Source organism: uncultured Faecalicoccus sp. (genome assembly GCF_944325745.1).
GTDB lineage: Bacteria > Bacillota_I > Bacilli_A > Erysipelotrichales > Erysipelotrichaceae > Faecalicoccus.
Genome location: NZ_CALVBG010000036.1, coordinates 1 through 12,599, shown reverse-complemented (window position 1 = coordinate 12,599; position 12,599 = coordinate 1). Strand labels below are relative to the sequence as shown.

9 protein-coding genes are annotated in these 12,599 nt (G+C 44.4%); 2 read left to right on the top strand and 7 right to left on the bottom strand.

Annotation, left to right across the window (positions count from 1 at the left end; genetic code table 11):
- The first annotated feature begins 358 nt into the window (after positions 1-358).
- Entirely contained in the window at positions 359-823 is a 465-nt protein-coding gene (locus Q0J48_RS04765; protein WP_296242128.1) for a GAF domain-containing protein, read from the top strand.
- A 4-nt stretch (positions 824-827) separates the two neighbouring features.
- Here the strand turns inward: Q0J48_RS04765 and Q0J48_RS04760 are convergent, their stop codons facing one another.
- Entirely contained in the window at positions 828-1,562 is a 735-nt protein-coding gene (locus Q0J48_RS04760; protein ID WP_296242125.1) for an AAC(3) family N-acetyltransferase, read from the bottom strand.
- Positions 1,563-1,614: 52 nt separating this feature from the next.
- Here Q0J48_RS04760 and Q0J48_RS04755 point away from each other — a divergent pair, with 52 nt between their 5' ends.
- On the top strand, positions 1,615-2,433 hold the full coding sequence (locus tag Q0J48_RS04755; protein WP_296242122.1) for a Cof-type HAD-IIB family hydrolase: 819 nt from the start codon (positions 1,615-1,617) through the stop codon (positions 2,431-2,433).
- A gap of 31 nt (positions 2,434-2,464) precedes the next feature.
- On the opposite strand, the gene glpK is transcribed toward Q0J48_RS04755, so the two are convergent.
- From glpK to Q0J48_RS04725, 6 genes are all read right to left on the bottom strand, one after another.
- Entirely contained in the window at positions 2,465-3,931 is a 1,467-nt protein-coding gene (glpK, locus tag Q0J48_RS04750; protein ID WP_296242119.1) for a glycerol kinase GlpK, read from the bottom strand.
- A gap of 80 nt (positions 3,932-4,011) precedes the next feature.
- Complete coding sequence (pheT, locus tag Q0J48_RS04745) at positions 4,012-6,414, bottom strand: phenylalanine--tRNA ligase subunit beta (RefSeq protein WP_296242116.1); 2,403 nt, start codon at positions 6,412-6,414, stop codon at positions 4,012-4,014.
- A gap of 10 nt (positions 6,415-6,424) precedes the next feature.
- On the bottom strand, positions 6,425-7,459 hold the full coding sequence (gene pheS / locus Q0J48_RS04740; RefSeq protein WP_296242114.1) for a phenylalanine--tRNA ligase subunit alpha: 1,035 nt from the start codon (positions 7,457-7,459) through the stop codon (positions 6,425-6,427).
- Positions 7,460-7,731: 272 nt separating this feature from the next.
- Positions 7,732-9,024 carry a hypothetical protein gene (locus tag Q0J48_RS04735; protein ID WP_296242113.1) on the bottom strand — a complete coding sequence of 431 codons (1,293 nt, stop codon included), beginning with the start codon at positions 9,022-9,024 and terminating at the stop codon, positions 7,732-7,734.
- The gene (epsC, locus tag Q0J48_RS04730) at positions 9,005-9,568 is read right to left on the bottom strand and encodes a serine O-acetyltransferase EpsC (RefSeq protein ID WP_296242111.1); all 564 of its coding nucleotides are present in this window, start codon (positions 9,566-9,568) and stop codon (positions 9,005-9,007) included. Before epsC ends, Q0J48_RS04735 begins: the two co-directional genes overlap by 20 nt.
- Positions 9,569-9,641: 73 nt before the next feature.
- Positions 9,642-12,599, bottom strand: a 2,958-nt coding sequence (locus tag Q0J48_RS04725) for a SpaA isopeptide-forming pilin-related protein (protein WP_296242109.1), incomplete at its 5' end; no start/stop codon positions are given.

Below are 12,599 nucleotides of genomic sequence, written 5' to 3'. Positions count from 1 at the left end.
CACGCCGCTCTCCGCGCCGTGCTCAGTTATATTACCAAATCTTCTCCCCCTTGTCAAAAAAAATGTTAAATTTTTTTCATAGAGGTCAAAAAAGAGCCAATTTCCCTTATTCATCGAAGAAACTGGCTCGTTTGTATCGGATGAATCAACTCATCTCTACCCTTTTTTACCGATAGATAAATCCTTATTCTCTGGATGTGATTCACCTTGTCATAGAGTCGATCTCTATGTGATAACCTCCCTTTTGGTATTTCTATCCTATCACAATATGACAAGTTGTCATTTTCATTGTCCAAATCTGTTTCAAATCTGGAACGTTTTGTTCTTTTTCCTTGCATTTTCATGTAAAATCATAGATATGGAACATATTTATAAACAATGCCAGGCCATCATTGATCCTTCCTTGCCTTGGATCTCCAATGTTTCAAACATTCTGGCCATTCTTTATCACGAGATCCCAAACTTAAATTGGGTAGGTCTTTACTTTGCCGATCCCTACCAACAAATCTGCTTTTTAGGCCCTTTTCAAGGAAAAGTGGCCTGCACCAAGATTCCTTATGGAAAAGGAGTCGTAGGAACTTGTGCCATGAAGAAAACCAAGATCATTGTCAAAGATGTCCATGATTTTCCCGGTCACATTGCCTGTGACTGTGCTTCGCGTTCGGAAATTGTTCTCCCCTTATATAAAGGAGAGAATCTGATCGGACTTTTAGATATTGACTCCCCGCTTTTAGACCGCTTTCAGGAAGCAGATGAAATCATCTTACAAAAAACGGCAGATCTGATCTCTGAACAATTATCCAGAGCAGACTGCCTTTGGTGATCTTTTATTCAGCCTCTTCATCCAAACTCATGCGGGCAACCTTATGATCCAGGATCTGATCGGTACGCACATGAATATACTTCATAGCTTCTTCCACCGCATTCGGGGGAGTTTTTGTGATCAAAAAAGTTCGCACTTTGTTGAGGCTTCCTTTTTTGATCTGTGCTCTTTGGATCGCTGTTTCTCCTAAATTGAGCGTCTTTGCGATGGCCGGGATCAGTACACTGTATTTCGGATCCATATCCAGCATCAGAGAAATTCCCTGATTACGGGCAAAGGAGCGTAAGACGTGACTGAAAGAAAGTGGATAATTCATCTTTTGATCTGCCGTCTTCTCATCCAGAAAACCCCAAAACGCAAAACTGTAGACCGGATGTTCCGTACGGATCACACCCTCATACTTTAAAAACTGATTGGCCAGTTCCCCGTTTTGATCACACCATGAAAGCACCTTATGATACCCGTTCTGGTTTTCCCGGATTCTTTTCCAGTCATCGACTGATCCTTTGATCGACTGGCAAGCCGGATCCAGACAAGAGAAGGTAAAGGTCGGCATAAACAAAAGTCCTCCCGAACCAACTGTATCCATCAAGGACTCGATGATCGTCTGGGCACCGCCGATCACTTGATGACAAAAGGCATCACTGCATTGAACACAAACGTGATCTCCTTTTTGGATCGATAAAGTATCTAAGAGATCCTGAATATCCGAACGAACTAAAAAAGATTGTTTACTCATGTAACTATTTTAACATATTTGATAGAATTGAACCATGGAAAGGAGATTCTCTATGATCCATTTAGTCGCCAGCGATCTCGACGAGACGCTGCTTCGCTCAGATAAACATGTAGGAGCATATACCCAAGAAAAGATCCGTCAAATCCAAGACCAGGGCATTCATTTTGTCTGCACAACCGGAAGACCCTTCTTCTCGATTCAAAATACGCTTAAAGAAATCGGTCAGTTTCAAAAACCAGGCACGTATACGATTTCGTTAAATGGAGGCTGCGTCACTGAAAATGCCACAGGTGATATTTTATATACAAAGCCGATGGATTTTACCTTGGCTAATCAGATCTATACCCTGGGAAGAGCTTTCGATGTCGGTATTCAAGTCTATTTGGTCGACAAAACTTTTGCCTATCGTTTAAATGAAGATGAAAGGCACTTCTTGAAAGGCCGCATGGAAGTTTTGGAAACCGAAGCTGAAGATCTGTCCTTTTTAAAAGATCAGCCCATTATTAAGATTCTTTATGAAAATACAGACGTTGCCTTCTTGAAACAGATCGAAGAACAACTTCCCGAAACAATTCGTCAACATTGCGATCTCTCTTATTCCAGCAACCGCTATTTTGAATTCAATCCTAAAGGTGTCCACAAAGGATTGGGACTTCAATATCTGTGCGACCACCTGGGGATTGCGTTACAAGATACTCTGGCCATCGGTGATAATATCAATGACTTGGGATTGTTAAAGACGGCCGGCCTCTCCATCGGGGTCCAAAATGCCCATCCCGAGATCTTATCTGCCATCGATGCCCTCTGCCCTTATACGCATGAAGAAGATGCCGTTGGCCATATCCTTCAACAATATATTCTTTCCAGATAAAAAGACTTCATTTCGGAAGTCTTTTTTTTGATCAATACATGCGGGTCGCTTCGACCGCTTTTTTCCATTGCGCGTATAGTTTTTCTACACTTTCATGATCTCGAGAAGGCATAAACTGTTCCATTTCACCATCTTTGAAGTCCTTCATCGTAAAGAAGCCCACAGCCAGACCGGCCAGTCTGGCAGCCCCTAATGCCGTCATCTCCAGCATCTCGTTTTTATAGACCGGGATCTCTAAAATATCACTTTGAAACTGATCCAGGAAACGATTGGAACTAGCCCCGCCATCGACCTTTAGATATTCGATCCTTTGGCCAAGATCTTCTTCCATGATCTGGATCAAATCTTTACTTTGATAGGCCATGCTTTCTAAAGCCGCCCGGGTCAAATGCCGAATATCCGTTCCCCGGGTCAAGCCAAAGATCGCACCGCGGCACTGATCATCCCAATAGGGAGCCCCTAAGCCCGTAAATGCCGGAACGATCATGACGCCATTGCAGGAATCAACCTCGGTGGCCAGCTGTTCACTGTCTTTAGCGGATTTAAAAAATTTCAATCCGTCCCGCAGCCATTGGATCAAAGATCCCGAAACAAAGATGCTGCCTTCCAGTGCGTAAGAAACCTGATCTTGGATCTTCCAGGCGACCGTGGACAATAATCCTTGTTTTGACAAAATAGGACGATCGCCTGTATTCATCAACAAAAAGCCACCGGTGCCATACGTGTTTTTCCCTTCTCCTTTTTGAAAACAAGACTGTCCAAATAAGGCGCTTTGCTGGTCACCGACCAAACAAGCAATCGGGCATGGGGTATTAAAGAAATAGACCGGATCGATATCTCCCACGACTCCGGAAGTATCAACGATCTTCGGAAGCATGCTTGAAGGGACACCAAACCAGTCTAACAGGTCTGGATCCCAGTCCAAAGTATGGATGTTCATCAACAAAGTTCGCGAGGCATTCGTGACATCGGTCACATGCACCTTTCCATTGGTCATCTTCCAGACCAGCCAAGTATCCACCGTCCCAAACAACAGATCTTTTGGATCTTCGATCGAACATTCTTCCAAGATCCAGCGAATCTTTGTCGCACTAAAGTAAGGATCTAAGACTAATCCTGTCTTTTCATGGATCTTTTCTTCCAAACCTTGTCTTTTAAAGCGTTCCACGATATCTGCCGTCTGCCTCGATTGCCAAACAATCGCCCGATGAATGGGCATGCCTGTCTTCTTATCCCATACAACCGTGGTCTCTCGCTGATTGGTGATCCCAATGGAAGCAACTTCCTCGGGCTTTAGATCCCCGGGCGCAAACAGCTGCGATAAACAACTTAAAGTACTTAACCAGATCGACTGTGCATCTTGTTCGACCCATCCCGGCTGAGGGAATACATTTTGGATCTCTTCCTGTACGATGCGAACCACTTTTTGATTTTGATCAAAACAGATCGCACGGGTGCTGGTCGTGCCTTGATCAATCGCAATAATATATTTTTTCATTTGATTTCACCTGTCTTGATTATAACACGAAAGCGCTTTCACTAAGAAAAAGGGTCAAAAAAAAGTGCATTTCTGCACTTTTAGCTCCGTAAGATCGCATCGCATTCTTTTTGGATATGATCAATGATGGAAGTAAACAAAGAATTGATCTCGTCTTCCTTCAAAGTCTTCTTATCGCTTTGGAAGCGGATCGATAAGGCAACGCTCTTCTTCGATGGATCCATATGTTCGCCTTGATAAACGTCAAAGACTTCCACATCGCGGATCACCATTTCTTTATCAAGACGTCCTTGTTTCTCAATCACTTTGACAACATTTTCCACAGGCAGCTGACGATCGATCACAAAGGCCAGATCGCGCTGTACACTTGGATATTTAGAGATCGGTACAAATTTTACTTTCGATTTTTTAACATCCATCAACGCATCCAATTCTAACTCACAAAGGATCGCCGAAGAAACTTCACACTCAGCGGCATAACTAGGATGGATCTCTCCTAACAGTCCGACGGTTTTATGATCGATCTGGATCTCGCAGGAACGATAAGGATGGAAATGTTCGGTATCCATCTTATTCTCTACAAATCCCACGCGTTTTGATTGAACACCGATCTGTTCAAACAGCTCTTCGATCAATCCTTTTCCGGTATAGAAATCTGCCGGGATCGCATCTTGGGTCCAACGTGTCTCATACAGTTTTTGACTCAACGCAAAGGCCAAATGAACTTTCTTTCCTTCTTGGGCCGCCACATCGCTGATTTCATACAGATTGACATTGCCAATATGACGGGCCTGATTATACGCAAGACTTTCTAAAAGGCTTGGCAAGATGCTGGTGCGGATATATCGGCGTTCTTCACTCATCGGACTGGCCAGTTCAATGGCTTGCCCGCAGCTTAAGATCGCATTGTCTTTCTTTTTTGTCGAAATCAGAGTATACGTGATACAGTCTTGGAGACCGTGCTGTGTCAAATACGTACGTAGGTCCCGTACCAGCCGTTGGGCAGCGTTTAATTTTCCTTCGGTCATTTCCATCAAAGGCAAAGTACTCGGCAAACGATCGTATCCGATCAAACGGATCACTTCTTCACTCAGATCGGCCATTCCTTCAATATCCGTACGATAACTTGGGATCTGAACGCTGAATTCTTCCCCTTTTGATTCTGGTTTCCAGTCCAGGCGACGGAAAACATTTAGGATCTCATCCGATGTGAAATCTGTTCCCAAGCGATCATTGATCGCCGCAAAAGAACTGGTCAGTGTCAAAGGTTCGTATGACGTTTTGCCAAACTGTACCGTTTCTTCAATTTCTTTGGCATCGGCATATTCAACCAACAGCTGGACGGCGCGATCCAACGCCTTTTGAGCCGCTAGAGGTTCAATGCCTTTTTGATAGCGAACGCTGGACTCGGTCGCAAGATTCAAGCGGCGAGCTGTATTGCGGATCGATACATGATCAAAGATCGCGCATTCAATGATCAATCCTTGGGTTGAATCTAAGATCTTGGAGTCATCGCCCCCCATGATCCCGGCGATCCCGATGGGTTTTCCTTGATTGGTGATCACGATATCTTCTGGTAAAAGATCGTAAGTCACACCATCCAGGGCTGTATAACCTTCTTCAAATCCATCGGCTACGGTGATTTCAAGATCTTTGATCGCATCCTTGTCATAGAAATGCATCGGCTGCCCCGTTTCCAACATGACGATATTGGAAATATCGACCACATTATTGATGGAATGCATGCCCGAAGCTCTCAAAAGCTCTTTCATCCATTCCGGACTTTCTTTGATCGTGATATGACCGATGACTTTTCCTAAAAACATCGGACATTTTGACGTTTTGGAAGACACATGAAGCTGGGTAGGTCCTCCTTGCGAAGCCGCTTGATCATAGCTTGGAAGTTTTACCTCCCGATCCAAGATCGCTCCCACTTCTTTGGCCATATTGAAAGCGGCCAAACAGTCACTGCGATTCGGCGTCAAGGCCACATCCAAGATCTCATCGTCCCATCCCAGATAACCTAACGGATCCGTGTTCCCCACCGGAGCCGATTCCGGCAGCACTTCAATACCGGCTTTTTGTTCTTCTGTCAACAAATGCGGATCGACTCCCAGTTCAAATAAAGCACAGATCATGCCGTTACTTTCCTGACCGCGGATCGCTCCTTTTTTAATTTCTCCCCCTGGAAGTTTGGCTCCCGGCTTGGCCACGATCACTTTTTGTCCTTTGGCTACATTTGGCGCTCCACAAACGATGGATAAGATCTCATCCCCGACATCCACTTTTGTACAGTGTAAATGATCACTGTCGGGATGCATCGTGCATTCAATGACTTGCCCAATCACCAAATTCGTTCCTTGTGATTGAGATTCAACGGATTCCACTTCCAATCCGGCATCGGTAATGCGGCTGGCCAGCTCCTCGATGCTCAAATCGGAAATATCCATATATTGTGATAACCATTTTCTGGAAATTCTCATGATCTTCCTCCTAATCAAACCGTTTGAACGGTTCCATAAAGCGCATATCATTGGTGTAGAAATGACGAATATCATCAATACCGTATTTCAACATCGCAACGCGCTCAATACCGACTCCAAACGCAAAGCCTGAACATTTGTCCGGATCATAACCGGCCATCTTCAAAACATTCGGATGCACTTCCCCGGCCCCCAGGATCTCGATCCAGCCGGTCCCTTTACAAGTCGGACATCCTTTTCCATTGCAGATATGACACGAAACATCGACTTCAACACTTGGTTCGGTAAATGGGAAAAAGCTTGGACGGAAACGAATCTGGCGGTCTTGCCCAAACAGCTTACGAGCCATAAATTCCAGAGTTCCCTTCAAATCCGATAAGGTCACATGTTCCCCAATGACCAGACCTTCCATCTGCATAAATTGATGAGAATGAGTCGCATCATCATCATCGCGGCGATAGACTTTTCCTGGACAAACGACTTTGATAGGAAGATGCGGAGCACTTTGTTCCAAAACTTCCATCTGGATTGCTGTCGTATGAGTACGGAGCAGCCAGTTCGGATCGATATAAAGCGAATCCTGCATATCGCGAGCCGGATGATCCTTCGGAATGTTCGCTCTTTCAAAACAATATTCATCACTGACGATATCGTCGCCTTCGATCACTTGATACCCCAATCCAATAAACAGATCTTCCAATTCCTGGCATACAAGATTCAAAGGATGCAGATTCGCAACGACAGGTTTTCTTCCCGGTAGGGTGATATCGATCTTTTCGCTTTCGATCTTCTCCTGCAGTTCTTTTTTGGCCAAAGCTTCTCGCTTTTCTTCGATTGCCTGAGCAATTTGGCTTTTCAGCTGATTGACCTGCTGACCAAAGGCCGGTCTTTGATCCGGTGTCAGATCTTTCATTCCTTTCATCAGGTTTTGGATCGGACCTTTTTTTCCTAGATACTCGACCCTGAGCGCATTGAGGTCTTGATTGTTTTGACAATCAGCGATCTTGGTCAGTGCTTCATTTTGGAGCTTTTCGATTTGTTCCATGATTTTCTTCCCTTCTTTTGATAAAAATAAAAAAGACGAGCACAGGAGCCAGTTACGGCGGTACCATCCTGTTTCGTCTTTTACGCACTTGATTCATGATAACCGTATGAAACGGAAGAGATTTTAGGCTCTTGCTCGCAGGTGAATTCTTCCAATTTCTTCGTTCAGATCTTACAGCCAAGGATCCGATTCTCTTGCCGAAGCTGGCTTGGAGTACTACTCCTGTTCAACGCTTTAGACATAATGGATTATACAAAATCCCCCGCAAAGTTTCAACTGAATTCGTCGCTTTGTGTTTGGCCTAAGGCATCGATCTTCGATTGAAAATGTTTCGCTTTCGCCACATAGGACATCTGATTGCCCAGATTGATCACTTTTTCAAAATACATATTTGCCAAGGAATAATCTTGTTCCACAAAAGAGATCATCCCGATATAGTAACAAGCATCCACTTGCTGGAAAGGAAAGCTCGCCTTTTGTAAAGCCTGCAGATAATACTTTTTACACGTGTTGAACTGTCCACTCATCAGATCCACTTTATTTTGGATCGAAGCGATCTCCTCGTTTTGGACCATGATTCCCTGGGTTCCAAAATTCATACGGACTTTGTTGGCTTCTTCTTTGCAGCGTTCTAAAGCTTCTTCATCTTTAAGCATATAGTTGATCGTTGCCATCAAGCTCCAATACTGTAAAGTGCTGGCTTGATCCCGCCGAGGATAGTCAATCAAAACATCCATGGCCAGCTGCGGATCATCCATATAGATCAAAGCCTGGGCCATCAAGATTCGATCTTTGATCCTCACTCTTCCTTTACGGTCCATCCCGTAATAGATACAGGCGCTGGCGCAAGCTTCCGGATCACAGTTTTGATACAGCAGCAGCCGGATCGGCATCAGAGAACTGGCATAGTATCGCATCAGATAACTGAAGGACATAAAGAAGAAGATAAACAAGATCGCAAGCAAGATAAAGCTTTGCACAAAGAACATCACGCACAAGGCAGCCGCAATGCCCAAGCCATAAACCAAGGTGATCTTGCGAACGTTTTTCTTACATTCTTGTGCCATCGGACGAACATTTTCCTGAAGCTGATGATGAATCTTATAGACCCGAACGATCTCATCATCGCTGGTGATATTTCTCTGTTTGCGCTGCGATGCCAAAGAACTGCGCAAGGTGACCATACCATAAATACAGGCAACAGCACTGGGCAACAGAAGCAAGATCCCCACAAACAATAGCAAGGTCGAGGCAAACATCAACAAAACAATAAAGATCAAAGGACTAAACGTCGACACGCTGGAAAAATATTGGGCCAATAAGACAACATTGACCAACCCCGCAAAAACGATTCCCATCGAAAGCGATTGAAGAAGCGGGCTTTCAATATAAGCTTCCAGACTAGGAAGAGCCGCTGCCGGAACTCCGGCCTCCGCCAAGATCTCACGCATATAGACTTGCAGCTCACTGCCGTAGACAAGGTTGGCAATCAAACCAAAAAGCATTCCTATGAGAAATGAACCAATCAACGAAAGTAAATGGGATTTACAGCGATATTTCCACATCTTCGCGCTTCCTTTCAATAATGCGAGCCGGCATGCCAACCGCCGTTGCGTAATCCGGTACATCTTGTAAGACGACCGCATTCGCCCCTACACGAGAATACGTTCCTAAGGTGATATTTCCTAAACATTTGGCCCCGGATCCAACATAGGCTCCCTTTTTCAGAGTCGGATGCCTTTTTTTATGTTCTTTCCCGGTTCCTCCCAAAGTCACCCCATGATATAAATGACAATCATCTTCAACAATGGCCGTTTCGCCAATCACGACCCCCATGCCATGATCGATCACAAGTCCCCGGCCAATCGTAGCCCCTGGATGGATCTCGATCCCGGTCCAATTGCGGGCCACATTGGAGACCCAACGCGCTAAAAAAGTGCGGTGATGGTCCCAAAGCCATCGGGCAATGCGGTGCAGTCCAATCGCTTTGATATGCGGATACAGCCAAAAAACTTCCCATTTTGAATGGGCAGCCGGATCCAGTTCCATCGTTCTTTTTATATTATAAGCCGCATCTTTAAAAAAAGATCGTCCTTCGTATTCACTCATGAATGAATTTTATGTTATTTTAAGCTAAAAATCAAGCGATACACAAAGCACCGTCCGAAGACGATGCTTTGAATCAGGAACTCTTTCGGAAAAGCTGGATCAGGAAAATAAGGCCTAAAAGAAGCCCTGAGAAAATAAACCATCCCCAATAGCTGCCGGCATTCCATCCTAAGCTTGTCGACACAACAGGAATCTTGGTGTTCTGGATCTCAAACACAAAACGACCTTCTTTCATTTCCGCTTTTTTTCCGTCGATATAGATTCCATCTTTTTTTACTTCAACCATATAAACATGATCTAAAAGACGATACCCTTGTGGTGCTTTGACTTCTTTTAAATACCAGGTTCCTTGTTTCAGATCTTCCCAGGATATCGTGCCTTGTGAAATATCTACTTTCCCGGTTTGAAAAAGAGAGTGAGCTTCCTTATCTTCAAAAAGCGCAAACTCTAACTCTGTATTTTGAATGGGATTTCCGGTGTCCGCATCCACCTTTTGAACTTGCAGATCATAAAGTGGCAAGATCTCAAAGGTCTGCTTGGTATCCTTTAGATCTTCGTGGGCAGCCAAAAGATGATTCTTTTCACAATAGAGCTTTTCGGTTACGACATAAGAGGCGGGTTCGATCTTTGAGGCGTCAAAGGTAAAAACCATATCCACAAAACCATGTGGCGTTTCCGGAACAAAATCCAAGGTCTGAATCAGTTCTTTTCCTTCCCTTTGCATTGGTTTTGCGGTCTCAGGATCCAAGATCTGCCCCTGTAACTGATAGGTTTTTCCCGGGACTAATCCCTGGTATTCCACTCTATCAACGACCTCGATATTTTCTTCCGGGTACAATGCCTTTTCTTTGTTCACGGTGGTATGGATTTGTATGGGCTTGTTGGTGACGGTCTTTTCCAGAACATACTCAGCCTTTTCTTGGGATCCTGGAACAAATTCAAAATCGACCGGTTCATCCAAAAGCTGATAACCTTCGAAAGTTTCGATCTCTTTTAATTGATACGATCCCAGAACCAAATCATCAATGATCAAAGTTCCTTCTTCTAAGGTATAGATCCCTTCTGGATGTTCCTGGGTTTGGATCAAGCTTCCCTTTGAAAAAAGGATCTTGCCATCTGCCGGGTCTAAGATATCTTCTTTCGCCAGCAGCTGAAATCGTACTTGTCCTTCACAAATCTCTTCGGATAAGCCTTCTTCGAATTCTTTGTGAAGAATGATCTTCGCCTTTGGTCTTTCATTTTCGATCGTTACCTCGACTGTCGCATCGCCATGCTCATCCACTTGCGAAACATAGGTCGATCCTAAAACAACTTCGATTGGTTCTTTCAACAGCTGATACCCTTGCGGAGATTCGACTTCTTTGATCTGGTATGTCCCCGCTTTAAGTTTGAGCGGTGTCGTCAAAACTCCTTTTTCATCTTGAGCGACAAAGACGCCTTCTTTTCCTTCTGCTTGATTCGATGCGGTCTGGAATGTGTCATAAGTTTTGGATCCCACCTTCATTGTGACAGGTTTGCCTTCTTCATTCAAAATCTGAAATGAGGCTCCCGAGGCAGAGATTGGTTTTTGTGTCTGGGCATCAATTTTGATCAAGCGCAAATAATATTCATAGGGTCGATTGTTGATGGTGTATTCCAAAAGATCTTTAGAATCCTGATCGATGACGAAAGAAAACGGTTCTTTGAGCCAGTGCGTTTCTTTATCGCCACCTGTCTGCTGAGCCATATAAGTTCCATAAGCTAGATCCTTACTCGAGGCAAGTCCTTGATCATCCGTGGTCAAGATATCCCATTCGCTGTCTAAAAATTGATCTTGATGTTCCATCGCCTTCGCAACTGAGCCATATTGATCGACATAGCGTTTGAGTACGATTGTGAACTCTGCTCCTTTTTCCGGTTTTACGATCTGCGAAATATCTTTATCGGTAATGATTTTCTTGATTTGGATGCGTCCTGTGATCACAGTATCGCTGACTTCCAAAGTCACATCTTTCTGATTTGAAAAATCGATCTGTACCTTATCCGTATCTAACAGATATCCTTGCGGTGCCTGCACTTCCTGGATCGTATAGGTGCGATCCGTAGGCAGATCGCTGATACGGTTGCTGGAAAGATCCTCCTGGATCATAAAGGTTCCTACAACTTCCTTTGTTTGATTATCGACCAGCTGATATTGAGCCCCCGCCAACTGGGCATCTCCCTGAGAAACCTTTCCGGTCTGGGCATCTTTCTTTAAGAGCTGTATGCTTCCTGTCTCTACCTTGGCCGTTATATGCATCTGATTCGGTGTTCCTCCCGTGATATATCCCACCGCCTGGTGATTGTACTTGCTGCGATAGGCAATGCTGGTTCCTTGTTGAGGATAAAAACAATTCATTGTTAACTGTCCATTTTGTCCTTGGCTTTTTTCCATCCATACGGTCAGCTGATTTCCTTTTTGTTCGTAAGATACACTTCCGGAATCAAACGTATAGCTGGAAAAAACACCCTGGGTATCCGTCAAAGTTTGGGCGAATTCTTTTCCGTACCCCGATAAAATAATTTCTTGCTGGTCAAAAGAAACATCCGTCATCATGATGTTCAAACGCGCATTGATCTGGTCGATCTTTGCCTGGATCTCCGGATGAATATTGACAACCAACCCTGGATCCATTTCCTGCCAGAGACGAATTTGGGTCGCAAAATCCATTTCCATGGAACGATCCCCTTCAAATCCGTAGCCCAATGCCGAAATATACTCTAGTTTTTGCGTTAACGCATCATTGCCGACATACTCGGCCAAATCGCTGGCTGTGTATCCCCCATATCCGTCATCGGTAAAACTTAACGGTTCCAAACAATAAACTTTCTGTCCGGCAATTGAGATTTGGGAATAACACATATAGTTTGTCCCGATCACCGTAGGCCTTGTCAGACCGATGGCCCATTTATGGTTTGGATCGGTGATGATCCCGACAGGATACTCCACATGAATCGTAAGTTCTTGCGCAAAGACCGGAAGCCCCTGCATCAAGATCATGATCACCCCTAA

Bases quoted from the DNA above. Each gene is read 5' to 3' on its own strand.
- pheT (WP_296242116.1), bottom strand. From the start codon at position 6,414: ATGAGAATTTCCAGAAAATGGTTATCACAATATATGGATATTTCCGAT.
- glpK (WP_296242119.1), bottom strand. From the start codon at position 3,931: ATGAAAAAATATATTATTGCGATTGATCAAGGCACGACCAGCACCCGT.
- Q0J48_RS04765 (WP_296242128.1), top strand. From the start codon at position 359: ATGGAACATATTTATAAACAATGCCAGGCCATCATTGATCCTTCCTTG.
- pheS (WP_296242114.1), bottom strand. From the start codon at position 7,459: ATGGAACAAATCGAAAAGCTCCAAAATGAAGCACTGACCAAGATCGCT.
- Q0J48_RS04755 (WP_296242122.1), top strand. From the start codon at position 1,615: ATGATCCATTTAGTCGCCAGCGATCTCGACGAGACGCTGCTTCGCTCA.
- Q0J48_RS04735 (WP_296242113.1), bottom strand. From the start codon at position 9,024: ATGTGGAAATATCGCTGTAAATCCCATTTACTTTCGTTGATTGGTTCA.
- epsC (WP_296242111.1), bottom strand. From the start codon at position 9,568: ATGAGTGAATACGAAGGACGATCTTTTTTTAAAGATGCGGCTTATAAT.
- Q0J48_RS04760 (WP_296242125.1), bottom strand. From the start codon at position 1,562: ATGAGTAAACAATCTTTTTTAGTTCGTTCGGATATTCAGGATCTCTTA.